The sequence below is a fragment of the Kineosporiaceae bacterium genome, from assembly GCA_016713225.1.
Lineage (GTDB): Bacteria > Actinomycetota > Actinomycetes > Actinomycetales > Kineosporiaceae > JADJPO01.
Genome location: JADJPO010000007.1, coordinates 45,343 through 67,804 on the forward strand (window position 1 = coordinate 45,343; position 22,462 = coordinate 67,804).

The 22,462-nt window shown below is 70.7% G+C and carries 23 protein-coding genes; 8 read left to right on the forward strand and 15 right to left on the reverse strand.

Features of this window, described 5'->3' with window-relative positions; genetic code table 11:
* Window positions 1-33 precede the first annotated feature (33 nt).
* The 3 genes from IPK24_21800 to IPK24_21810 are packed head-to-tail and all read left to right on the forward strand — an operon-like array spanning window position 34 to window position 3,661.
* A complete protein-coding gene (locus IPK24_21800) occupies window positions 34-1,044 on the forward strand; it encodes a glycosyltransferase family 2 protein (GenBank protein MBK8078118.1) in 1,011 nt (336 codons plus the stop codon).
* Window positions 1,041-2,771, forward strand: coding sequence for a polysaccharide biosynthesis C-terminal domain-containing protein (locus tag IPK24_21805; GenBank protein MBK8078119.1), 1,731 nt, complete (start codon window positions 1,041-1,043; stop codon window positions 2,769-2,771). The genes IPK24_21800 and IPK24_21805 overlap by 4 nt, the downstream gene beginning before the upstream one ends.
* Entirely contained in the window at window positions 2,768-3,661 is an 894-nt protein-coding gene (locus tag IPK24_21810) for a sulfotransferase (GenBank protein MBK8078120.1), read from the forward strand. The genes IPK24_21805 and IPK24_21810 overlap by 4 nt, the downstream gene beginning before the upstream one ends.
* A 140-nt stretch (window positions 3,662-3,801) precedes the next feature.
* Here the strand turns inward: IPK24_21810 and IPK24_21815 are convergent, their stop codons facing one another.
* Window positions 3,802-4,467, reverse strand: coding sequence for a pyridoxamine 5'-phosphate oxidase family protein (locus IPK24_21815; GenBank protein MBK8078121.1), 666 nt, complete (start codon window positions 4,465-4,467; stop codon window positions 3,802-3,804).
* Window positions 4,468-4,682: 215 nt separating this feature from the next.
* Here IPK24_21815 and IPK24_21820 point away from each other — a divergent pair, with 215 nt between their 5' ends.
* Window positions 4,683-5,258, forward strand: a complete 576-nt coding sequence (locus IPK24_21820; GenBank protein ID MBK8078122.1) for a hypothetical protein — start codon at window positions 4,683-4,685, stop codon at window positions 5,256-5,258.
* Here IPK24_21820 and recQ read toward each other — a convergent pair.
* A complete protein-coding gene (gene recQ / locus IPK24_21825; GenBank protein MBK8078123.1) occupies window positions 5,255-7,093 on the reverse strand; it encodes a DNA helicase RecQ in 1,839 nt (612 codons plus the stop codon). The two genes, IPK24_21820 and recQ, sit on opposite strands and share 4 nt — an antisense overlap.
* A 43-nt stretch (window positions 7,094-7,136) precedes the next feature.
* On the reverse strand, window positions 7,137-7,676 hold the full coding sequence (locus tag IPK24_21830) for an RNA polymerase sigma factor (GenBank protein ID MBK8078124.1): 540 nt from the start codon (window positions 7,674-7,676) through the stop codon (window positions 7,137-7,139).
* A gap of 19 nt (window positions 7,677-7,695) precedes the next feature.
* Here IPK24_21830 and IPK24_21835 point away from each other — a divergent pair, with 19 nt between their 5' ends.
* Together IPK24_21835 and IPK24_21840 are read left to right on the forward strand one after the other, a co-directional pair.
* Window positions 7,696-9,084 carry a serine/threonine protein kinase gene (locus IPK24_21835; GenBank protein ID MBK8078125.1) on the forward strand — a complete coding sequence of 463 codons (1,389 nt, stop codon included), beginning with the start codon at window positions 7,696-7,698 and terminating at the stop codon, window positions 9,082-9,084.
* Between the two features lie 69 nt (window positions 9,085-9,153).
* Window positions 9,154-9,504, forward strand: a complete 351-nt coding sequence (locus IPK24_21840) for a hypothetical protein (GenBank protein MBK8078126.1) — start codon at window positions 9,154-9,156, stop codon at window positions 9,502-9,504.
* A gap of 36 nt (window positions 9,505-9,540) precedes the next feature.
* Here the strand turns inward: IPK24_21840 and IPK24_21845 are convergent, their stop codons facing one another.
* The 4 genes from IPK24_21845 to IPK24_21860 form a co-directional block, all read right to left on the reverse strand.
* Window positions 9,541-9,930: a hypothetical protein gene (locus IPK24_21845; protein ID MBK8078127.1), complete on the reverse strand. Its 390-nt coding sequence runs from the start codon at window positions 9,928-9,930 to the stop codon at window positions 9,541-9,543.
* 99 nt (window positions 9,931-10,029) lie between these two features.
* Window positions 10,030-10,524: a glycosyl transferase family 28 gene (locus IPK24_21850; protein MBK8078128.1), complete on the reverse strand. Its 495-nt coding sequence runs from the start codon at window positions 10,522-10,524 to the stop codon at window positions 10,030-10,032.
* 8 nt (window positions 10,525-10,532) lie between these two features.
* A complete protein-coding gene (locus IPK24_21855) occupies window positions 10,533-10,994 on the reverse strand; it encodes a UDP-N-acetylglucosamine--LPS N-acetylglucosamine transferase (protein ID MBK8078129.1) in 462 nt (153 codons plus the stop codon).
* 169 nt (window positions 10,995-11,163) lie between these two features.
* Window positions 11,164-11,574: a hypothetical protein gene (locus IPK24_21860; GenBank protein ID MBK8078130.1), complete on the reverse strand. Its 411-nt coding sequence runs from the start codon at window positions 11,572-11,574 to the stop codon at window positions 11,164-11,166.
* A 305-nt stretch (window positions 11,575-11,879) separates the two neighbouring features.
* On the opposite strand from IPK24_21860, the gene IPK24_21865 reads away from it, so the two are divergent.
* Window positions 11,880-12,368, forward strand: a complete 489-nt coding sequence (locus IPK24_21865; protein ID MBK8078131.1) for a hypothetical protein — start codon at window positions 11,880-11,882, stop codon at window positions 12,366-12,368.
* A gap of 10 nt (window positions 12,369-12,378) precedes the next feature.
* On the opposite strand, the gene cysN is transcribed toward IPK24_21865, so the two are convergent.
* The 8 genes from cysN to glmU all read right to left on the reverse strand — a co-directional run bounded on the left by cysN (window position 12,379) and on the right by glmU (window position 20,928).
* Window positions 12,379-13,626, reverse strand: coding sequence for a sulfate adenylyltransferase subunit CysN (gene cysN / locus IPK24_21870; GenBank protein ID MBK8078132.1), 1,248 nt, complete (start codon window positions 13,624-13,626; stop codon window positions 12,379-12,381).
* A 77-nt stretch (window positions 13,627-13,703) separates the two neighbouring features.
* Window positions 13,704-14,618 (reverse strand): sulfate adenylyltransferase subunit CysD, encoded by a 915-nt coding sequence (gene cysD, locus IPK24_21875; GenBank protein MBK8078133.1) that lies wholly within the window; start codon window positions 14,616-14,618, stop codon window positions 13,704-13,706.
* 68 nt (window positions 14,619-14,686) lie between these two features.
* Window positions 14,687-15,526, reverse strand: a complete 840-nt coding sequence (locus tag IPK24_21880; GenBank protein ID MBK8078134.1) for a 3'(2'),5'-bisphosphate nucleotidase CysQ — start codon at window positions 15,524-15,526, stop codon at window positions 14,687-14,689.
* A 128-nt stretch (window positions 15,527-15,654) separates the two neighbouring features.
* A complete protein-coding gene (locus IPK24_21885) occupies window positions 15,655-16,617 on the reverse strand; it encodes a hypothetical protein (protein MBK8078135.1) in 963 nt (320 codons plus the stop codon).
* Window positions 16,618-16,820: 203 nt separating this feature from the next.
* On the reverse strand, window positions 16,821-17,456 hold the full coding sequence (locus tag IPK24_21890; GenBank protein MBK8078136.1) for an aminoacyl-tRNA hydrolase: 636 nt from the start codon (window positions 17,454-17,456) through the stop codon (window positions 16,821-16,823).
* A gap of 14 nt (window positions 17,457-17,470) precedes the next feature.
* The gene (locus IPK24_21895; protein ID MBK8078137.1) at window positions 17,471-18,070 is read right to left on the reverse strand and encodes a 50S ribosomal protein L25/general stress protein Ctc; all 600 of its coding nucleotides are present in this window, start codon (window positions 18,068-18,070) and stop codon (window positions 17,471-17,473) included.
* A 480-nt stretch (window positions 18,071-18,550) separates the two neighbouring features.
* Window positions 18,551-19,531, reverse strand: a complete 981-nt coding sequence (locus IPK24_21900) for a ribose-phosphate diphosphokinase (GenBank protein MBK8078138.1) — start codon at window positions 19,529-19,531, stop codon at window positions 18,551-18,553.
* Between the two features lie 2 nt (window positions 19,532-19,533).
* The gene (glmU, locus tag IPK24_21905; GenBank protein ID MBK8078139.1) at window positions 19,534-20,928 is read right to left on the reverse strand and encodes a bifunctional UDP-N-acetylglucosamine diphosphorylase/glucosamine-1-phosphate N-acetyltransferase GlmU; all 1,395 of its coding nucleotides are present in this window, start codon (window positions 20,926-20,928) and stop codon (window positions 19,534-19,536) included.
* Between the two features lie 429 nt (window positions 20,929-21,357).
* Here glmU and IPK24_21910 point away from each other — a divergent pair, with 429 nt between their 5' ends.
* Window positions 21,358-22,422 carry an acyl-CoA desaturase gene (locus tag IPK24_21910; GenBank protein ID MBK8078140.1) on the forward strand — a complete coding sequence of 355 codons (1,065 nt, stop codon included), beginning with the start codon at window positions 21,358-21,360 and terminating at the stop codon, window positions 22,420-22,422.
* Window positions 22,423-22,462 lie beyond the last annotated feature (40 nt).

Sequence of the window (22,462 nt, forward strand, 5' to 3'; positions counted from 1 at the left end):
AAGGCTTGCCCGGTCGGTGTCGATTCGCCACCCATGGCCAAGACTCCTGCCCGCCCCGAGCCCGGCGCGACGCCGGGCGAGGTGCCGTCCCCGCGTCAGGCCGGGGACGACGCCCCCGCCGTCAGCGTGATCATCCCGACCGTCGATCGGGAGAAGCTGCTGCTGCGGGCGGTGCGCAGCGTGGCCGGGCAGGACCACCTCGGCCCGATCGAGATCATCGTGGTACGCGACGGCACGCCGTCCGCCGATGCCACGGCCGAGCTGGAAGCGACCATGGCCGCGGAGTTGCGGGCGGGGGTCACGCTGCGCCAGATACCGAACACCCGCTCCAAGGGCCTGCCGGGAGCACGCAACAGCGGCATCCTGGCCGCCTCGAACGCCTTCGTGGCCTTCTGCGATGACGACGACGAATGGCTGCCGGACAAGCTGTCCGCCCAGGTGCCGTTGCTGGTCCGCACCCCGTCGGCGTCCATGGTGGCCACCGGGGTGTCGGTGGTGACCCACGGCATCGCCACCCACCGGCCCGGCCCGTTGCGGCCGACCACGCTCGAGGATCTGCTCACCCGCCGGATCATGGAGCTGCACCCGTCGACGTTCCTGATCCGCCGCGATGACCTGACCGGCGCGATCGGTCTGGTCGACGAGGACCTGCCCGGCGGCTACGCCGAGGACTACGACCTGCTGCTGCGGGCCGCCGCGGTCGGCCCGGTGCTCTCGGTGCCGCGGCCGTTGGTGCGGGTGCACTGGCACGGTTCGTCGTACTACTTCTCCAAGTGGCAGATGATCCACGACAGCCTCGACGTGCTGCTGGACAAGCATCCTCAGTTCGCCTCCATCCCTCGCGGCGAGGCGCGGATCCGTGGCCAGCAGGCCATCGCGCTGGCCGCCATGGGACGCCGCCGCGAGGCACTCAGCACCGCGTTCGACACCGTGCGGCTGCACCGGGGTGAGCCGCGGGCCTACGTCGCCGCGGTCGTGGCGAGCGGCGTGCTGAGCGTCGAGGGCATCCAGCGGTTCCTGCACCGGCGCGGCAGAGGGTTGTGAGCACGAGCGGCCCACCGATCGGTGTCGCACCCGAGCCGGCCGGCACCCCGGCTGCCACCGGAGCTGATGCCGGCAGCTCCTCGAGTCCGGCGGTGGCCGCCACCGCGGCTCGCCAGGGTGCTCTCGGGCTGATCGGGGCGATCTCGGCCGGAGCCGGCGGCCTGGTGTTGACCGTGACCGTCAGCCGGATGTTGCCCGCCGGTGATGCCGGCATCTACTTCACCGCCGTGGCGCTGTTCACCATCGCCACCGCGGTGCTCGCGCTCGGGGCCGACACCGGGCTGGTGCGGGCGTTGTCCGGGCTGCGCGCTGCGCGGCGTCCAGAGCTGGTGCGACCCGTCCTGTCCGGGGCGCTGCGACCGGTGATCGCGGCGTCCGCGGCGGTCGCCGTGCTCGTGGCCGTCGCGGCAGATCCGTTGGCGCACCTGCTGTTCCCTGCGGACACGGCCGCTCGCATGGCCGACGTCCTGCGGCTGCTCGCCCCGTTCCTGGTGCTCTCGACCACCTCGATGGTGCTGCTCAACGGCGCAGCGCGGGGGTTGGGTTCACTGCGCACCTTCACCACGGTGCAGCAGGTGTTCCTGCCGGTCTCGCGGCCGCTGTTGCTCGCCGGGACGGTGCTGGCCGGTGGCGTCGCCCTCGATCACGGCCTCGAGGTGCCCAGTACGGCCACCCTGGCGGTCGCCGCCTGGGCGCTGCCGTTGCTCGTCGCCGCTGCGCTGGCGGTGCGCGAGGTGCGTCGGCTGGTTCGGCTTCGCGTCGACACCGTCACGGCGTCACCGACCCCCGGCCCATCGGAGCCCGACCAGATCACCCGCGACCACGGGGTGCGGGCCTTCTGGCGCCACACCGCACCGCGTGGCGTGGCGGCCACCTTCGAGGTGCTCATCGTGTGGGCTGACGTCGTGTTGGTCACCGCCTTGCTCGGGGCCGCACCCGCCGCGGTGTATGCCGCCGCCAGCCGCTTCGTCACCAGCGGAACCTTTGCACTGCAAGCGGTTCGGCTCTCGGTCGGGCCACTCCTGGCCGCGGCCTTCGCCCGGAAGGACCGCGCTCAGGCCGAGAGTGTGCACCGACTGAGTGTCCGCTGGGCGGTGCTGTCGACCTGGCCGGTCTACCTGGCGCTGGCCATCTTCGCCCCCGGGGTACTCGGCATCCTCGGCCCGAACTTCGCTTCGGCGGCAACGACTCTCGCGGTGTTGTCGATCGCGATGCTGGCCGTGGTGACCACCGGCAACGCCAACACTGTTCTCAACATGGCCCGGCACAGCCACTGGGCGGCGATGAACACCGGCGCCGCGATCGTGATCATGCTCGCGCTCGACCTGGTGCTGGTGCCGCGGCTCGGCATTCTCGGCGCCGGGATCGGGTGGTCGGCCGCCATGCTGACCGATGCGGTCGCCGGCACCGTCGAGATTCGCCGGGGCCTGGGCCTGCACAGTCTGGACGGCGCCGCGCTGCGCGCCGGGCTCACCGTCCTGTTCACCTTCGGGCTTCCCGCGCTGGCGATCCGGACGGCGTTCCAGTCCGGCGGCGGCACCACACCGGCGGTCGTCGTCCTGCTGGTCGGTGGCCTCGGCGCCACCGGGTGCTACCTGGCAGCCCTTGTCACCCAACGAGTTCAGCTCGGTCTCGACGAGCTGATGGGCGCGCTGCGCCGTCGTCCCGGCGCTGCACCCGGACCCTCGATCCCCGTTCAACGCCCCACCGAAGGAAGGTCGGCATGACCACGCTGGAGCAGACCCTCAAGAACCTGATCCCGGTCCAGGCCAAACAGGCGGCCAAGGGCGCGATCCGGGGCTACGGCACCGCGACGGCCACCTGGCGACCGATGCCGGACTTCCTGGTGCTGGGCACCAAACGGGGCGGTTCGACGTCCGCCTGGCGGTACCTGATCCAGCACCCGCAGGTGATGCCCATGGTCGCCAAGTGGGAGAACTGGAAGTCGCCGCACTACTTCTACTGGCACTACGACAAGGGTGAGGAGTGGTACCGCGGCCACTTCCCCACCGTGAGCGCGCGACACGCGTTGTCGCGCAAGCTGGGCAAGCGCGTGATCACCGGCGAGTCGAGCCCGTACTACATGTTCGATCCGCGGGTTCCGGCGCGGGTGGCCCGGGACCTGCCCGAGGCGCGGTTCATCGTGCTGCTGCGTGACCCGGTCAAACGGGCCTACAGCCACTACTGGGAGCGGGTGGACAACGACGTCGAGCCGCTCACCTTCGGCCAGGCGCTGGCTGCCGAGGATGCCCGGGTCGCCGGCGAGCCGGCGAAGATGGCCAGCGACCCGTACTACTACAGCCGGGCGCACGACTGGTACACCTACCGCGAGCGCGGCATCTACGCTCCGCAGCTCGAACGCTGGTTCGACGCCGTCGGACGCGAACGTGTCCTGGTCATGATCAGCGAGGACATGTACACCGACGAGCAGGCGGCGATGGGCGAGATGGCCACCTTCTTGGGCATCGATCCGACCCCGATCCCGGACACCACCCAGCACAACTACCGCCCCTACGAACCCATGGACGAGGCGGTCAAGGCCGAGCTGAAGGAGTTCTACGCACCGCACAACGCCGCGCTGGCGACGCTGTTGGGCCGCGAACTCCCCTGGGGCTGATCCACCCCGCTCACCCCACCCCCGTTCACCCCACCCAACCCGCTCATGCTCCGCAGGTGACGCGCGTTGCCGGCCGAAAGGCCACTTTTCGCGTCACCTGCGGAGCATCAGCGGTCACCTGCGGAGCATGAGCGGGTTTCTCAGGGGTGGGGGTGGCGGGCGATGAGGCGGGTGATCGAGTCGGGGACGGGGGTTGCCTCGGGGCACCAGTCGGAGGGGATGGGGGTGCCGGCGGTCAGGGCCAGCGGGACGACGCCGGTCCAGGCCGCGCGCTCGACGTCGGTGGCGTCGTCGTCCATGGGAGCCGGGGGGCCGGTGCGGATCTTGACGGTCCAGCGGCCGTCGGTGATCGGCAGGGCCATGGCCAGGGTCGCCGCCAGCTCCTTGCCGATCATGGGGCGCACCTCCGCGGTGCGACCCGGGATGATGGCCTCCGACAGCAGGTCGAGGGCAGCGGCCTTGTCCTCACCGGCCAACGTGGTCAGCTCGCCGTGCACCACGGCCGAGCGGTAGTTGGCCGAGGATTCGAACGTGGTCTGGGCGACCACCACGCCGTCCAGATGCACCACCGACAGGACGGCGGGCGCGCCGGCCGCGACGTGCCGTAGCGCCCCCGCTCCGGTCGAGCCGTGCAGCACCAGCCGATCGCCATCGCGCGCGTAGAGCATCGGCACCACCCAGGGGCGCCCGTCCACGACCGTCGACAGGGTGCCGACAGCGCCGGCGTCCAAGACGGCGTCGAGGTCGTCGCGCTCGCTCCGGGAGCGCTCTGCGTGCCGGTTCACCTGGTCGAGACTCTGACTCATGGCCGACAGTCAACCCTGCCGTTCCCGGACACCGCCAACGGCTTCCGAAATGTCCGCGTGCCATCGCGCGGCACACGCTGCGGACGTTGGTCCGGTACGGCACCCTGGAGGCCACCACGACTCGAGGGGAACCGATCACCATGACGTACGGATACGAGCCGCCCGCCGCTCCGCCCGGGCAGCCACCGGCCGGCGCCCCACTGACCCGCTTCGTCATGCGCCAGAAGCTCACGATGATGGTCAACCGCTACGAGATCATCGCCGTGAACGACGCCGGGCAGGAGACCGGGCTGATCTGCCTGGCCCAGCAGAAGCGGATGGCCTTCAAGGAACAGGTCACCTTCTACACCGACGAGTCCCGCAGCCGGCCGGTGTTCTCGTTCAAGGCCCGTAGCCGGATGGACCTCGGCGCCACCTACGACGTCACCGACGCCGTCGGCACCCCGATCGGTTGGTTCCGCAAGGACTTCGGCAAGTCGTTGTTGCGCTCGACCTGGCACATCGGCACCCCGGACGGCTTCCAGGGCATGGGCCAGGAGCGCAACCACACCATCGCGGTGCTGCGCCGGGTCTGGGAACTCGTACCGATCCTGGGCGAGATCCCGGTTCCGTGGTTGTTCCACTTCGACTTCAACGCCCCGGACGGAACGCTCGTGATGAGCAGTCTGCGGCGCCGGGCGATCCGCGACGTCTACGAGATCGAACTGCCCGCCGCGCCCAACGGCTGGCGCCTGGACTGGCGGGTCGGCGCCGCCATGGCCGTGGCCCTCGACGCGCTGCAGAGCCGCTAGCCGGTGAGCTGGTCGAGGATCTGCTGCCCGTACCGCGCCAGCTTGGCCTCGCCGACCCCGTTGACCGTCGCGAGGTCGTCGAGCGTCGCCGGGTGCAGCGCCGCGATCTGGCGCAACGTCGCGTCGTGAAAGATCACGTAGGCCGGCACCCCGGCCTCCTTGGCGGACGCCGCCCGCCAGGCCCGTAGCCGCTCGAACACCGGCAGCGCCTGCGGGTCCAGGTCGACGACCGCGGCGGCAGCCGACCGGGGCGGCTTTCGCTTCGGGCCGGACGCCGTCCGCTCGGGTTCGCGGCGCATCATCACCACGCGCCGTCCGCCCAGCACCTCGGCGCTGGCGTCGGTGAGGGTGAGCGTGCCGTACTCCCCCTGGACGGCGAGCAGCCCCTGGGCGAGCAACTGGCGCACCACGGCACGCCACTCTGTGTCCCGCAGATCGGCGCCGACGCCGAAGACCGACAGCTCGTCGTGGCGGGAGGCCACCACCTTGTCGGTGCGCTTTCCCAGCAGGATGTCGATCGACTGGCCGGCGCCGAAGGACTGACCCCGCTCGCGCTGCAACCGCCACACCGTCGAGAGCAGCTTCTGGGCGGGCACGGTGCCATCCCAGGACTGCGGCGGGTTCAGGCAGGTGTCGCAGTTGCCGCACGGCTGCGAGGGCTGGCCGAAGTAGGCCAGCAGGTTGACCCGACGGCACTCGACCGTCTCGCACAGCGCGAGCATGGCGTCCAGGTGCGCCGACAACGACCGGCGATGCGCCAGGTCACCGGCCGAGCCCTCGATCATCTTGCGTTGCTGGACGACGTCCTGCAGGCCGTAGGCGAGCCAGGCGGTGGAGGGCAGACCGTCGCGCCCGGCCCGACCGGTCTCCTGGTAGTACCCCTCGATCGACTTGGGCAGGTCGAGGTGGGCCACGAAGCGGACGTCGGGCTTGTCGATGCCCATGCCGAAGGCGATCGTCGCGACCATGACCAGCCCGTCCTCGCGCAAGAACCGGGCCTGGTTCGTCGCCCGGGTCTGCGCATCCAGCCCGGCGTGATACGGCAGGGCGACAATCCCGTTGGTACACAAGAAATCGGCGATGGTCTCGACCGAGGCCCGTGAGAGGCAGTAGACGATCCCGGCGTCCCCGGCGTGCTCGCTGCGCAACAGGTCGAGCAGCTGTTTGCGGGGCTCGTGCTTGGGCACGATGCGATACGTGATGTTGGGACGGTCGAAACTCGACACCACCTGGCGAGCCCGGGTCAGGTCGAGCCGGGTGGCGATCTCCTCCCGAGTGGCAGCTGTCGCGGTGGCGGTGAGCGCGATGCGCGGCACCTGTGGCCAGCGCTCGTGCAGCACCGACAAGGCCAGGTAGTCCGGGCGGAAGTCGTGCCCCCACTGCGCCACACAGTGCGCCTCGTCGATGGCGAACAGCGCGATCCGACCCCGGTCGAGCAACCGCAGCATCGCCTCGGCCCGTAACCCCTCGGGCGCGAGATAGAGCAGGTCGAGCTCCCCCGCGACGAAGGCCGCCTCGACCCGGCGACGCGTCGAGGCATCCTGGGTGGAGTTGAGGAATCCCGCCCGCACCCCCACCCCGGTGAGCGCGTCGACCTGGTCCTGCATCAAGGCGATCAACGGCGAGATCACCACCCCGACCCCCGGACGCACCAGCGCCGGGATCTGGTAGCACAGCGACTTGCCACCACCGGTCGGCATCAGCACGAGGGCATCGCCCCCGGCGCAGACGTGGTCGATGACCTCCTGCTGATGACCACGGAAGGCGTCGTAGCCGAACACCGTGCGCAGCGTCCGGAGCGCCTCGCTCGCGGCGACGTCGGTCGAGGAGGTCACCCGGCGAGTCTACGAGGGGGCTCGGCGCCGGGTCGACGGATGCTCAGACGGCCTCGGTCAGGTAGCCGCGCAGCGCCGTCCGGGCATGGTTGATGCGCGACTTGACGGTGCCGACCGGGACGTCGAGCCGCTCGGCGATCTCGCGGTAGTCCAGGCCCATCAGGTCACGCAGCACCACCGCCTCGACCACGTGGGGCTGGTCGGCGCGCAACCGCTCCAGCGCCTCGACCAGGTCGACCCGGGTACCGGCCACGATGCTCACCCGGGCCGGGTCGACCGGCTCACTCACCTGGTCGAGCCCGGCATCGTGGGCTGCCCGACGCATCCGGCGATAGGTCGCGAAGGCGCTGTTGGCCACCACCGGGTAGAGCCAGGTGGTGAACCGGCTGCGGCCGGCGAAGGTGTGGATGCCCTTGGCGACCGCGATCAGCGCCTCCTGACAGGCGTCCTCGGCGTCACCGTGGAACGGCAGGATGCGTTGGCAGCGTCGCAACACCTCGGGCCGGACGGCGTGCAACAACGCCTCCAGGGCCGCACGGTCACCTGCGGCAGCCGCAGCAGCCAACGCATCCACGTCCGTCATGCCCCCATGGTGAGGCATCATGACCTTCGTGAACGCACCGGCCGCCATCGGGCGCTTCCGGCTCGAGCGGCGTCTGGGGGCCGGCGGGTTCGCCACCGTGTGGCTCGCCCGGGACGACGAACTCGACTCGTTGGTGGCCGTCAAGGTGCTGGCCGACAACTGGGCGGGCGAGGCGGACATCCGCCGCCGCTTCGTCGACGAGGCTCGGCTGCTGCGCCGGGTGGACAGCGACCACCTGGTGCGGGTCTACGACCTCGGTGAGCTCCCCGACGGGCGGCCCTGGTTCGTGATGACCTACGCGGACGGTGGCACCCTGGCCGAGCGGCTCGAACAGCACCCACCGCCCTGGTCGGCCGAGACCGTCGCCGACCTGGTCGATGCCGTCGCGGACGGGCTGACGGTGCTGCACCGGCACGGGATCGTGCACCGGGACGTGAAGCCACGCAACATCCTGCTCCGCAGCGCACCCGGCGCGGCGCAGGGCCGGGCAGGGTGGCCGGACGGCGGCCGCGCGGCCGACCGGGCGCTGCTCGGCGACCTGGGGATCGCCAAGGACCTGCAGTGGGCCTCGGGACTGACCATGCCGGCCGGCTCGGACGGCTACATGCCCCCCGAACAGCGCACGTACTCGGCCGACATCGGCCCGCCCAGCGACGTCTACGCCCTGGCCATGACCGCCGGGCGGATGCTCGCCCTGAGCCCGCCGTGGCCGGCGACACCGCTCGGCCGGGTGCTGGCGGTGGCGACCCACCCCGATCCGAGCGAGCGGACGGCGACCGCCGCGGAGTTCGCGCGGGCGCTGCGCACCGCTCTGACGCCGTGGCTCCACCCTGCCGCTGCGCCGGCCGCGCCCGCCCCGCAGCGGGACGTCACGAGTCGGCTCCCAGCGACCCAGCGACCTCGGCGCCGATGGCGGTGGCGAGGCCGCGTCGTGGCCCTGGGGATCGCCCTGGCGCTCGCCGCGGGTGCTCGCCCGGCGTGGGCACTGGCCACCACCCGCCCGCTGAGCGCAGCCGACGACAAGGTGTCGGTGCGGGTCCCGCGCAGCTGGCAGGGCACCGCCGGGCTGACCTTTCCCGGTGCGGACGACGCCACCAGCGGCTCGCGCGCGGGGGGCGACGGCCGCGCGGTGGCGGTGGCGTTCGACGACAGCCATCACGAGCCGAACGAGGTGTACGACCTGCTCGGCGTGACCGGCTGCGGCGCGGCCACCCGGCGTCCGGTCGGCGTCGGCCCCTGGCAGGGGCAGACCTGGCGGTTCGAGAACTGTGCCGGAGGCACCACCCTCGACGAGGTGGTGCTGGCCAACCCCGGGACCACGGAGTGGACCGTCTGGCTCGAGGTGCGCTCACGCGATGGCGATCCCGATCTCACGAAGGTGCTGGCCACGCTGCAGATCTCGCCGTGAACCGATCGGCTCCAGGGGCTCTCTCACCTGGCAACGAGCCATCACTCACCACCCACTCGGGAGTTCTCGATGAACCGCACCGCCCGCCTGATCGCCATCTCCGCCCTCGCGCTGACCTTGCCGCTGGGCTTGGCCGGGTGCAACGACGACAAGAAGAGCGTCACCTTCGGCACCTCCTCCTCGGGTGCGGGAGCCGGCGCCTCGACCACCGTCGCCCCGACCGGGGACACCAACGGCGGCGTCACCATCAAGGGCAACACCAGCGGCGATGTCACGGTGACCGGTGAGGACGGTCAGGTGACGGTGAACGACAACGGCGTCACCGTGACGGGTGAGGACGGCAACGTCACGGTCGACGGCAACGGCGGCATCGTGGTGAGTGGGGTCCCGGGGGTTCCGGACGTCAGCCTCGGCCAGTGACCCGATCGATCCGCGATCACACGAGGGATCTCCGGGTCAGCCGCCACCGGCCATGCTGACCGCCGCCAGCACCACGAGGCCGGCCGCGCCGATCCCGGCACACAGCAGGGCGGCCAGCCGGAGCCGGCGCCGGAGCCGCGGCGTCCAGGTGATGCGGTTGACCCGGGCCCAGGGCACGCGGGCGAGCAGCAACGACGGGTCCACGCCCGGGTCGGGATCGGCGACATGCGGTTCCGGGATCGGTGCACCGAACACCTTCACCCGGGCCGGCGGCACCGGTGGACCGGGACGACGTCCCGCCGCGAAGGGTTGATGGACGGCGGGCGGCCGCGGGGGGGCCGCTCGCCGGATGTCGCGCAGGTCGATGGGGTCGGTGTCGACCGCCAAGTTGAAGCGTTCACCGAGCCGTGGAGACTGACGCCGCACACCGTGAATCTACAGGATGCAGCTACTCTTCGTGGTCGATTGACTGCGTTGAGTATTCGTCAGTCCGGGTCGATGTCGATCGATCGCGGGCGGTGCGACTCAGTGGCGGCGCTGTCGATGGGCGAGGCGTTCGACCACCGCGCCGACCCGGAACACCCCGGGCGGGACCTCCTCGCTCACCTGACGCTGACGGGGCAGGTAGGACATCGCCACCACGGCGGCCAGGAAGTCATCCTCGGTCTCGACGAGTTCGACCACTCCGGCGGCACCGAGCCGCCGGCTGAACAACTGCTGGTGATTGTCCACGTGCTCGCCCAGGGTGGGGTCGCGCGGCACCACGATCGGCCGATGGCCGTGACGACGCGCCTCGGTGATGGTCGCCGGGCCGCCGTGCGTCACGATCACGTCGCTGGTCTCGAACAGCTCCTGCAACCGGTCGTGGTCACAGAAGTCGAACCCGATCCCGACACGTGGCGCCCGGGTGCGGCCGTGCTGCACCTGCACCTCCCAGTCGTCCACCCGGCCGGCCCAGTTCTCGGCCCAGGTGATCAACCGTTCGAACGGGTGATGGTCGGTACCGACCGTGACGAACATCCGCCGGGTCACAGCACACACCCCACGACGTCGGCGTCCCGGTAGAGCTCGCGCTGCTCCTCCCACTGCACGAGCATCGCGTCGGTGAAGGGCCGGCAGAGCCGCCCGGTCAGCGTCGGAGAGTCCATCCGGTCGTACACCTCCAGATACACGGTGGGCACCCGCAACAGCTTGGCCACCAGGAAGAACGGCACCGCGACCCCCGCCCCGGTCGAGATCACCACGTCCGGACGGCGTCCGCGCAGTTCACGCCAGGCCAGGGCGACGTTGCGCACCAGGTTCACGATGTTGCGCGTGGTCGGGTGGTAGGCCCAGACCACGTCCTCCCCGCGCAGCACACTCACCGCATCCGGGGTGTCGAAACACACCCAGCGCCGATGGTGCTCGCGACTCCACGGGTCCAGTGCGGTGAGCTGCGCCAGGTGGCCACCGCTCGAACACACCAGCAGTACGTCCAACTGCCTTCCCACGTCACACCCCTTCGCCCCACGCTCGTCACGTCGGCGGGTTCGTCACGGTGACCGCCCGATGGTGGTCCCTGCAGGGGTGATCGGCCGAAACCCGGCGAAGCCTTAGCCCATCCGAGTGCCGCTGCGGGTACCGCTCGGATGCCGGGGTGCGAGGCGCCCGGTCCAGCGCTCAGACGCCGGTCAGCGCGAACGAGCGGCTCGTAGCCCCCGCGCAGGCGCCCGACCCGTCGCCCGCGCCCGACGTGCCGGGATAGCGCGCCCGTAACACCCAGCGCTCTGCTCTCGCCGGCACCATGGCTTGCCATCGGCCGTTGAGCCGGGTCGTCGTCCGGACGAGGGGTCGCCACGCCGTCCGGCCGACCAGATACTCCACCAGAACCGGGTGCCGATCCGTCACCGACCAGCACCGGCCGGCGTCGAAGAACCGGCCGCTGACCTGCGGCCGCGATCCCGTGGCCACCACGGCAGCGGACGGCGTCACGCTCACCGCCGGAGCGGTCACCGGCTGGGGGCCGCGGCTGAGCACGAGCGAGACCCGCTGGGTACCGAACCAGGTGGCCGGCACCGGGGTGGTCCACACCTGCAGGCTCGAGAACAGGGGACACCCCGAGCGTGTACCGGTAGTACCCCGCGTCGTCCGTGATCACGACGGTCGAGGTGTACCCACCGTCGATGCCGCACCCGGTGTCGCGGCACCAGTCGAGCCGTCGCCGCGCCAGGGGTGCGCCGGTCTCGCCGTTGACCAGGCGTCCCTGCACCCGCACCGTCGAGGCGTTCCACGGCACGGGGTTCGGGCGGTAGCCCATCGACAGCGCGGGCAACTCGGTACCGGTCACCGTGAAGGCTCCCCCGTGTCCCACGGTGTCAGGATCGACGCTCTCGGAGGTGACGTCGTCCGGGCTGCAGGCGAAGACCGTCGCGACCCGCCAGGTGCCGACCCAGGTCGAGGGCACGGCGATCTGCGCCGTCCAGCTGCCGTCGGTACCGCTCCCGGAGGTGAGGTTCAGGGCATGGGCGGTCCGCGCCGGCACGAGCGAGCCGACCCTCGGGTCGGCGGGGGTGGTGCGGGTCAGCATGATGAACGCCCCGGCGCTGCCGGGCTGCCCACCGTCGTTCAGCGTGCAGGACGGCGACAGCGCGACGGCGCTCGTCAGCCGGATCGACACCGTCACCGTGGCCGGGGTGAGGCCGGACGCCGCGACCGTTGTGGCGCTGACACTCAGCGAGGCGATCGTCGGCACCGTTCCCGCGGCGGCCGCCGGTGTTGCCGAGCCGACCGCCACCGGCACGGCGCACGCCAGCAGCAGGCCCGCGCCGGCGAGCGCCACCTTCATGGTCACTTTCCGCATCCGAGCACTCACCCGGCCACGATAGACCCGCGCGCTCAGCCGTCCAGGATCATCCCGGCGGCGACGGTGACGTTGGTGGCCTCGTCGATCAGCACGAAGCCGCCGGTGTGCCGGTTGCGGCGGTACGGGTCGGCGAACAACGGGCCGGTGGTGCGCAGCACGATGCGGCCGATCTCGTTGAGCCCCAACGAGGGCGTGCCCTCGTGGCGGTGCAACGTGTTGATGTCGAGGGTGTAGCGCAACTGCTTGACCATGGCGCGCACCGATTTGGTGGTGTGCTTGAGGGCCAGCTTCTGCCCCGGCTGCAACGGCTTGTCGCTCATCCAGCAGACCATCGCGTCGACGTCCTGGGTGACCATCGGGGCGTTGTTCGGCCGGCAGATCATGTCGCCGCGGCTGATGTCGATCTCATCGGCCAGCCGGATGGTGACGGCCATCGGCGGGTAGGCCTCGTCGACCGGCCCGTCCATGGTCTCGATCGAGGCGATGGTGCTGCCGAAACCCGATGGCAGCACGACGATCTCATCGCCCGGCTTGAACACGCCCGACGCCACGGTGCCGGCATAGCCGCGATAGTCGTGGATGTTCGACGACTGCGGCCGGATCACGTACTGCACCGGGAACCGGGCATCGATCAGGTTGCGGTCGCTGGAGACGTGAACGTTCTCGAGGTGGTGCAAGAGCGACGGCCCGTCGTACCAGTCCATGTTCGACGACCGGGTGACGATGTTGTCGCCCACCAGGGCCGAGATCGGGATCGCGGTCAGGTCGGGCACGTCGAGCTTGGCGGCGAAGTTCACGAACTCGTCGTGGATGTCGTCGAACACGTCCTGGGAGTAGTCGACCAGGTCCATCTTGTTCACCGCGAGCACCAGGTGCGGCACCCGGAGCAGGGTCGCGATGAACGCGTGCCGACGACTCTGCTCGACCAGACCCTTGCGGGCGTCGACCAGGATGATCGCCAGGTCCGCGGTCGAGGCCCCGGTGACCATGTTGCGGGTGTACTGGATGTGGCCGGGGGTGTCGGCGATGATGAACTTGCGCCGCGGCGTGGCGAAGTACCGGTACGCCACGTCGATCGTGATGCCCTGCTCCCGCTCGGCCCGCAGGCCGTCGGTCAGCAGGGCCAGGTTGACGTACTCGTCGCCCATCCGCGCGCTGGCCTGCTCCACGGCGTCCAACTGATCGGCGAAGATCGACTTGGAGTCGAACAACAGCCGCCCGATCAGGGTCGACTTGCCGTCGTCCACCGACCCGGCGGTGGCGAACCGCAACAGGTCCATGCCACGCGGCTTGCGACGGCGCTCGCCGGCCGCCGGATTCCACGGCTGGCCGGTGTTCTCCTGCATCGAGGCGCCCATCAGAAGTACCCCTCCCGCTTGCGATCCTCCATGGCGGCCTCACTGAACTTGTCATCGCCCCGGGTGGCGCCGCGCTCGGTGATCCGGGTCGCCGCCACCTCCTCGATGATCTTCTCGACGGTGTCGGCCTCGCTGAGCACCGCCGCGGTCAACGAGGCATCGCCCACCGTGCGGTAGCGCACTCGAGCGGTGAACAGCTCCTCGCCGTCCCGGGGGCGGCAGTACTCGTGGTTGGCGTACAACATCCCGCCGCGGTCGAACACCTCACGCTCGTGCGCGAAGTAGATGCTCGGCAGTTCGATCTGCTCACGCTGCACGTACTGCCAGATGTCCAGCTCGGTCCAGTTCGACAGCGGGAACACCCGGATCGACTCCCCCAGGTGAATCCGGCCGTTGTAGATCGACCACAACTCGGGGCGCTGGTTCTTCGGGTCCCACTGACCGAACTCGTCACGGAAGGAGAACACCCGCTCCTTGGCACGGGCCTTGTCCTCGTCGCGACGAGCGCCACCGAACGCGGCGGTGAACCCGTGCTTCTCGAGCGTCTCGAGCAGCACCGGGGTCTGCAGCCGGTTGCGGGTGCCGTCGGGCAGCTCGTGCACCGCACCCGAGGCGATCGCCTCCGGCACGCTGCCCACGAGCAGCTGGACGCCGAGTTCGCCCGCCCGGCGGTCGCGGTAGGCCAGCACCTCGTCGAAGTTGTGCCCGGTGTCGACGTGCAAGACCGGGAACGGGATCCGCGCCGGCCAGAAGGCCTTCTCGGCCAGGCGCAACATCACGATCGAGTCCTTGCCGCCGGAGAAGAGCAGCACGGGGCGCTCCAACTCGGCCGCGACCTCGCGGAAGATGTGGATCGACTCTGCCTCGAGCGTCGACAGCTCGGAGAGCCGGTACTCGTGCTGGCTCCTGCTCAGCTCACTCACCTCGTCCAGGGCGTGCGGTCACGGCGCACCTCATGGGTCAGTAGTCGGCGTGACACGGCTCAGCCCTGAGCCAGTGCCGCGGTAGCGCTCACAATCGTGTCGGCCAGTTCGGGACGACACACCACCAAATCGGGCAATCTCGGGTCGGCTTGGTTGTAGACCAGGGGCGATCCATCGATCCGGCTGGTGTGCAGACCAGCGGCCCGGGCCACGGCCACCGGCGCCGCCGAGTCCCACTCGAACTGACCGCCGGCGTGGACGTAGGCGTCGGTCTCACCGCGCCAGACCGAGGCACACTTGACCCCGGCCGAGCCCATCGGCACCAGGACGGCGCCCAGTCGGGTGGCGAGCTCGGCCACGAACGCCGGGGGTCGGGTGCGGCTGACGGCCAGGCGCAGCGGACCCGGCTCGCGCACGGGGGGCTCCGGTGGTGAGGCCGTGCAGTAACAGATGCCGTCGGCGGGCATGGCCACCGCGCCGGCCACCAGGTCGCCCCCGGCCCACAACGCCACGTGAACGGCCCAGTCGATCCGACCGGGTTCGGAGAACTCGCGCGTTCCGTCCAGCGGGTCGATGATCCAGACCCGGGACGCCGTGAGCCGGGCCGGGTCGTCCGGCGCCTCCTCCGACAGCACCGCGTCGTCCGGGCGGTCGTCGTCCAACCGGCGGGCGAGCACGGCCTGCGACCCGGCGTCCCCGGCGGCTTTGAGGCCGTCGCCGGTGAAACCCCCGCGACGGATCTGCATGAGCACCTCGCCGGCCTCGACGGCCAGGCTGCGGGCCAGCTCGCCGTCGCCGGCCCACAGCGCGTCGGCGCCGCCGGGGGTGTGGGCGTCGCGGTGAGCGGTGGAATGTGATGTGTCGGAGGTGCCGGTGGTGGTCGCCCGGGTTCGGGACACGGAGCATCCTTATTTCTGGTCGAACAGATTGTCGAACTCACAGAGCAGGGGTACGGGAGCGACGGTGCTCCAGCGCACGAAAGTGCTCCCTACGACGGTACCGCAGCACTCGGAACAGGATGTGAGCGCTACGTCGCACGGCGCCGCATCAGACCCTGATGGCCCAGTCTCACCCCCACCTGCACCAGCGGGGTGCCGACGATCTCACGCACCCAGGGGCTCCACGAGGCGCTGGTGGTCTCCCGCACGGCCAGCAGGTCGATGCCCCGCTCGGCGAGCACGTCGTGCAGCCGGCGGCTGCCGCTGCCCGACACGTCGGGGTCACTGCTGAGCGCCACGCCGTCCACACCCAGCTCGGCGGCCATGCTGACCAAAGCGTCGATCTCGGCGTCGTCCATCACGATGGGCACTCCGAAGGACGGCGTGTGCGGGTAGCCGTCGAAGGGCAGTGCCACGCCAACCACCACCAAACCCCGATCGGGCGCGGCGTCCAGCAGCTCGATCAGCCGCGTGGTGGGCTCGGGGTGACCGATCACCAGCAGGCGTGCCAGGCCGCGACCCCGGCGCCGCTCGGCCTGCAGGCGGCTCTGCGCCAGCCAACGCAGCACCCCGGATCCGGCCACCAATCCCAGACCCGCCAGCGGCGGCAGCAGCCGGGGAAGGTCGGCGCCCACCAGGAAGGCCAGGCCGGCGGCTCCGACCACCAGCACCACCCCCGCCACGACCACCTCCCGGGGGGAGTCACGGTGAGGATCGCCGAGCTGGACGCGGTAGCCACCGCGCCCGGCGAGCAGGACCAGCCACACCGCGGGCAGCAGCATCGCCAACCCGACACCGGCCAGGTCGAGACCACCCTCACGAGCGGTGACGGTGGCCAGACCCACGGCGGTGAGCAGGGCGGCGAGCGCATCCCCGATCAACACCGCCCGGTGGTGGCCACAGGCCGGCGCGGATCGGCGCTGTTCGGCATCGGTGATCAGATCGGGGCGGGGCAGCAGGATCAGCCGGTGGCGCACCCGCGGGCGGTCGACGGGCAGTCGACACCGGGCGTCGTCCCGGGCGGGATCCGCCCGACGTAGGTCGATCGACATGGTTCGGCTGCTCCCCGGTGCCTGGTCCGTGCGTCGTGATCTGCAGGACTATCAGGCGACTCGCTGCCTGTGGCACTCCGCCACGGCGCGTCCGGCAGAGCTGGGACCCAAACCGGCCGAACAGCGGAGGTGCGGTCGCAGGACACCGGACCTGCGGCTGACCCGAACGGCTGATGCGCGCGCACGCGCCGGCGAACCGGGCGTCAGAGGGCTTGGGCGCGGGTGTTGACCTCGCCCTGGGCGCGCTCCCACCCGAGCAGCGCCACATCGCGGACGACGTCCGCGGCCTGCCCGACCATCACGGCGGCGTCCTCACGCTCGGCCGCGGCGAAGTCCCGCAGGACGAAGTCCGCCGGGTCCATCCGGCCGGGCGGACGCCCGATACCCAACCGCAGCCGGCAGTAGTCCCGCGAGCCCAGGGACTGCGATATCGAACGCAGCCCGTTGTGGCCCCCCTCGCCCCCGTCGCGCTTGAGGCGCAGTTGGCCGAACGGCAGATCGAGTTCGTCGTGCAGCACCAGCAGGCGTTCGGGCGCCACACCGTAGAAGCCGGCGGCAGCGGTCACCTGACCACCGGACAGGTTCATGTAGCTGGTCGGCACGACCAGCACCAGGCGGGGCCCGGGTCGCATGCCGGACGGCGTGGCCACCGGTGCCAGGCGCACCTCGGCGACCTGGGCGCGGGACTTGTGCTTGCCCAACCGGACGCCGAGCTCGTCGGCGAGACGGGCCACGGCCATGGCCCCGGCATTGTGCCGATTGCCGGCGTACTGGGTGCCAGGGTTGCCCAGGCCGACCACCAGCCACGTGGCGTCGGACGGCTCAGGGCTCCCCGGCAGGGGCCGTTCCGGGCTCACTCGCTCTCGGGAGCCGCTTCGCCCTCGACGTCGGCCTCGGCCTCGTCATCAGTGCTGGTGTCGGTAGGCGTGGTGACCTGCAGCACCAGCGCCTCGGCGTCGGTCTCGAGGGTGCTGCCCGCGGGCAACGTGATCTCGCCGGCCAGGATGCGGGCGCCGGCCTCGAGGCCCTCGACGCTGACTTCGATCGCACTGGGGATGCGGGTGGCCTCGACCTCGATCGACAGGGTGTTGAGCTCGGAGGTCACCAGGGTGCCGCTCTGCGGCTCGCCCACCAGGTGCAGCGGGACGTCGACGGTGACCTTCTCGCCGCGACGGACCAGCAGCAGGTCGACGTGCTCGATGATGCCCTTGACCGCGTGCCGCTGGACGTCCTTCGGCAGTGCGAGCTCGGTCGAACCGCCCAGGTCCAGGGTGAGCAGGGTGTTGGACTTCTTCAGGGCCATCATGGTGTCGTGACCCGGCAGGGCGAGGTGCACCGGGTCGGTGCCGTGGCCGTAGAGCACCGCGGGCACCTTGTGCGCGCGGCGCAGCCGGCGGGCCGCCCCCTTGCCGAACTCGGTGCGCTTCTCGGCGGTGAGCTTGACCTCGGACACGTTCACTCCTCATCGGTGAGGCGCAACGGCCTCGGGCGTCTTCGTTACGTCGGGCGATCCTGGCGGTTGCGACAGGGCGAGTGCGCTGTCGCGGGCGCTGCCCCGAACGGAGGCGAAGGCCGCGAAGACGTTGAGCGCAAGCGCCCGCGTCGATCACGGCTCCGCATCACGAGCTGTTCTGCGGAAGCCCTCGCCGAGGCAACCGCGCCATCGTAGCCGCGAGATGGCCTGGGGCAGAAATCGTTCGAGCCGCAGTCCTTTCGACATCACACACCCCCGCGGCTCCCTCACCCTGGGCGGGCGCCCCAGGCCGGGCCTGACGAGGGCCGAGCAAAGGTCGAGTTCAGCCCACCCACTGTCGACCGCGGTCACTTCCGACCGATGACATCGTTGTCTTCATCCCAAAGTGACCGCACTCGAGTCAGAACTGACCGCGCAACTCCCGAACCGACCACCCTCGGGTCGGCCCACGCAGCGGTCTCAGACGTTGCCGTCGAACAACGAGGTCACCGAGCCGTCGTCGAACACCTCACGGATCGCCCGGGCGATCATGGGGGCGATCGACAGCACCGTCAGCTTGGGGAACATCGCCTCCTCGGCGATGGGCAACGTGTTGGTCACGATGACCTCGCTGATGATGCTGTTCTTCAACCGGTCGACCGCCGGGCCGGACATGATCGGGTGCGTCGCGGCCACGATCACCTGGTTGGCGCCGTTCTCCTTCAGCGCCTCGGCCGCCTGCACGATGGTGCCCGCGGTGTCGATCATGTCGTCGACCAGCAGACAGGTGCGACCGGCCACCTCGCCGACCACCTCGTGCACCTTGACGGTGTTGGGCACGCTCGGATCACGCCGCTTGTGAATGATCGCCAGCGGCGCCGCGAGCCGATCGGACCAGACGTCGGCCACCCGCACCCGGCCGGCGTCCGGGGACACGATCGTCAACTTGCTGCGATCCACCCGACCGCGCACGTAGTCCGCCAGCAGCGGCAAGGCCCACAGGTGATCCACCGGGCCGTCGAAGAAGCCCTGGATCTGGGCGGTGTGCAGGTCGACCGAGATGATCCGATCGGCACCGGCGGTCTTGTACAGGTCGGCCATCAACCGGGCCGAGATCGGCTCGCGCCCGCGGTGCTTCTTGTCCTGTCGCGCGTAGGGGAAGAACGGGGCGATCACGGTGATCCGCTTGGCGGAGGCCCGCTTCATGGCGTCCACCATGAGCAACTGCTCGACCAGCCACTTGTTGATCGGGTGGCAGTGGCTCTGGACCACGAAGGCGTCGCTACCGCGCACGCTCTCGCCGAAGCGGACATAGATCTCACCGCTGGCGAAGTCGTAGGCGCTGGTGGGGAGCAGATCGACCTCGAGGGCGCTGGCGATCTCCTCGGCGAGCGCCGGGTGCGCCCGTCCGCTGGCGATCACCAGACGTTTCTCGTTGGCGGCGGTGAAGGCGGTGCTCATGCTCACTCGGTCCCTTCGGCGGCCTGGGCTGCCATTGCTGCCTCGGCGGCCTGCGCCGAGGCGGTGCCCGCCCGGCGGCGGGTCACCCATTCGGGGATGTTCCGCTGCCGCCCCCGGGCCACGGCCATGGCCCCGGGTGGCACATCCTCGGTGATCACCGAACCGGCGGCGGTGTAGGCGCCGTCCCCGATGGTCAGCGGGGCGACCAGCATGCTGTCACTGCCCACCCGCACGTGGTCGCCCACCGTCGTCCGGTGCTTGGCGACCCCGTCGTAGTTGACGAAGACCGTGGCGGCGCCGATGTTCGTGCCCTCGCCGATGGTCGCGTCCCCCACGTAGGACAGGTGCGGCACCTTCGAGCCGGCCCCCACGTGGGCGTTCTTCGCCTCGACGAACGCCCCGATCTTGCCCTTCGGGCCGAGCCGGGTACCCGGCCGCAGGTAGCTGAACGGCCCCACGCTCGCACCGGCCTCGATCAGCGCCCCGGTGCCATGGCTGCGGATCACCTCGGCGCCGCCGGCGACGACACAGTCGGTCAACGTGGTGTCGGGCCCGATCGTGGCCCCGGTGGCGATCTCGGTGCTGCCGTGCAACTGGACGCCGGGCAGCAGCGTCACGTCGCGATCGAGACCGACCGTGACGTCCACCCAGGTGCTGGCCGGATCGACCACGGTGACGCCCTCGCGCATCCAGTGGGTGACGATGCGTTCGTTGAGCACCCGCCCCAGGGTGGCCAGCTGCACCCGGTCGTTGACCCCCTCGACCTGCCACACGTCGTCCGTCATGACTGCCCCCACGCCACGGCCGTCCCCCCGGGCGATGGCGAGCACGTCGGTGAGGTACATCTCACCCTGGGCGTTGTCCGTGCCGATCCGCCCCAACGCATCGGTGAGCACCTCGGCGTCGAAGGCGTAGATCCCGGAGTTGATCTCCCGAACGGCGCGCTGCGCCGCGTCGGCGTCCTTGTGCTCCACGATGCCGGCCACCGAGCCGTCGGCGTCCCGCAGCACCCGGCCGTAGCCGGAGGGATCGGGGACCTCGGCCGTGAGCACGGTGACCGCGTGACCGGACGCCGTGTGGCGCGCGAGCAGGTCGGCCAAGGTCGCGCCGGTGAGCAGCGGGACGTCGCCGTAGGTCACCACCACGGTGCCGGTCAGCGGGCCGGTCAGGGCCTCGAGCCCGCAGGCCACGGCGCGGCCGGTGCCCTTGATCTCGTCCTGGTCGGCGACCACGGCATCCGGATCGACCTCGGCGACGTGCGCCGCCACCCGGTCGCGCTCGTGACGGACGACGACCACCAGATGCTCGGGGCGCAGGCTGCGGGCTGCCGCCATGGCATGCCCCACCAGCGAACGGCCCCCGATGCGGTGAAGCACCTTGGGGGTACTCGACCGCATCCGGGTGCCCTCACCTGCAGCGAGGACGACGACGGCAGTGGGTGGAGCGGTGGCCGGAGGGGTGGACTGGCTCTCGGACTGGCTCACGGGGTTACTGCCTCCTCGGCACCCGGGGATCGGCACCGCGATCCTAACCGGCCACAGGAGGCAGCGTTGCTGGTCCGACGTGATCTGCGACGTCGGCTCCGCCCCCCTGATTCGAACAGGGACTTCAAGGCTCCAAAGGCCTGTGTGCTGCCGTTACACCAGGGCGGACCGGTCGATGAGCGAACCGGGCATCGACCAGTGTGCCCGATCCGGCACCCACGATGTCGCGCACGAGCCCACGGCGCGGCGGTCATACTGGCCTACCTACGGTGTCGTAGGTTACGGTTACGTAGCCGTCTACATTCCGGCGGAACGACCCACGACAGCGAGGAACCACGCCCGATGACTCCTCCCACCACCGCCTCGGCGCCCCACGATCCGTCGATCGCCACGCCCACCTCCCTGGACGATGTGACCGACGAGGTGACCGAGGAGGTGACCGAGGACGCGGCGGGCCGGCCCGCGGCGTCCGACCCGGCTGCCACCCCGGAACCGCACCTCGACCAGGTCGGACGCAGCACGCTCGACCGGTCGATGACCCTGCTGTTCATCGTGGTGCCGTTCCTCGCCGTGATCGCGGCGGTACCGATGGCGTTCCGGTGGAACCTGGTCAGTTGGCTCGACCTGGCGATCCTGGCGGTGACCTACACCATCGGTGGCCTGGGGATCACCGTCGGGTTCCATCGCCTGTTCACGCACGGCTCGTTCAAGACCACCCGACCGATCAAGATCGCCCTCGCCCTGGCGGGGTCCTTCGCGATCGAGGGGCCGGTGATCCGGTGGGTGTCCGATCACCGTCGCCACCACGCGTTCAGTGACCGCGAGGGCGACCCGCACTCGCCCTGGCGCTACGGCGACGACCTGCCGGCCCTGCTCAAGGGGATCTTCTACGCCCACATGGGCTGGCTGTTCGACGTCGAACAGACCAACCCTCGCCGCTACTCGCGTGACCTGCTCAAGGACCCCGACATCGCGCGCATCTCGAACGCCTTCCCGGCCATCGTGGCCACCTCGCTGCTGCTGCCGCCGGTGCTCGGTGGCCTGATCAGCTGGTCGTGGCAGGGGGCGGTCACCGCCTTCGTCTGGGGCAGCCTGGTGCGGATCTCGCTGCTGCACCACGTCACCTGGGCCATCAACTCGATCTGCCACGCCGTGGGCTCCGCCCCGTTCGCCAGCCGCGACCGGTCGGTCAACGTGTGGTGGCTCGCGATCCCCTCGTTCGGTGAGTCCTGGCACAACCTGCACCACGCCGATCCGACCAGCGCCCGACACGGGGTGCTGCGAGGGCAGCTCGACTCCAGCGCCCGGCTCATCTGGCTGTTCGAGAAGGCCGGCTGGGCCTGGGACGTCCGCTGGCCCAAGGCCGAGCGGTTGGCCGCCAAGCGGGTCAACCCCACCCGAGCATGAGGACAGGCATGATGGGGGCGTGACCTCCCCCATCCGCGAC

What these genes read in the sequence shown, in the direction of transcription:
- IPK24_21840 (MBK8078126.1), top strand. Translation starts at nt 9,154, where the DNA reads ATGAACCGCACCGCCCGCCTGATCGCCATCTCCGCCCTCGCGCTGACC.
- IPK24_21900 (MBK8078138.1), bottom strand. Translation starts at nt 19,531, where the DNA reads ATGAGCACCGCCTTCACCGCCGCCAACGAGAAACGTCTGGTGATCGCC.
- cysN (MBK8078132.1), bottom strand. Translation starts at nt 13,626, where the DNA reads ATGGACCTGTTGCGGTTCGCCACCGCCGGGTCGGTGGACGACGGCAAG.
- IPK24_21885 (MBK8078135.1), bottom strand. Translation starts at nt 16,617, where the DNA reads ATGTCGATCGACCTACGTCGGGCGGATCCCGCCCGGGACGACGCCCGG.
- IPK24_21850 (MBK8078128.1), bottom strand. Translation starts at nt 10,524, where the DNA reads ATGTTCGTCACGGTCGGTACCGACCATCACCCGTTCGAACGGTTGATC.
- IPK24_21910 (MBK8078140.1), top strand. Translation starts at nt 21,358, where the DNA reads ATGACTCCTCCCACCACCGCCTCGGCGCCCCACGATCCGTCGATCGCC.
- glmU (MBK8078139.1), bottom strand. Translation starts at nt 20,928, where the DNA reads ATGCGGTCGAGTACCCCCAAGGTGCTTCACCGCATCGGGGGCCGTTCG.
- IPK24_21820 (MBK8078122.1), top strand. Translation starts at nt 4,683, where the DNA reads ATGCGCCAGAAGCTCACGATGATGGTCAACCGCTACGAGATCATCGCC.
- IPK24_21800 (MBK8078118.1), top strand. Translation starts at nt 34, where the DNA reads ATGGCCAAGACTCCTGCCCGCCCCGAGCCCGGCGCGACGCCGGGCGAG.
- IPK24_21835 (MBK8078125.1), top strand. Translation starts at nt 7,696, where the DNA reads ATGACCTTCGTGAACGCACCGGCCGCCATCGGGCGCTTCCGGCTCGAG.
- IPK24_21815 (MBK8078121.1), bottom strand. Translation starts at nt 4,467, where the DNA reads ATGAGTCAGAGTCTCGACCAGGTGAACCGGCACGCAGAGCGCTCCCGG.
- IPK24_21830 (MBK8078124.1), bottom strand. Translation starts at nt 7,676, where the DNA reads ATGACGGACGTGGATGCGTTGGCTGCTGCGGCTGCCGCAGGTGACCGT.
- IPK24_21810 (MBK8078120.1), top strand. Translation starts at nt 2,768, where the DNA reads ATGACCACGCTGGAGCAGACCCTCAAGAACCTGATCCCGGTCCAGGCC.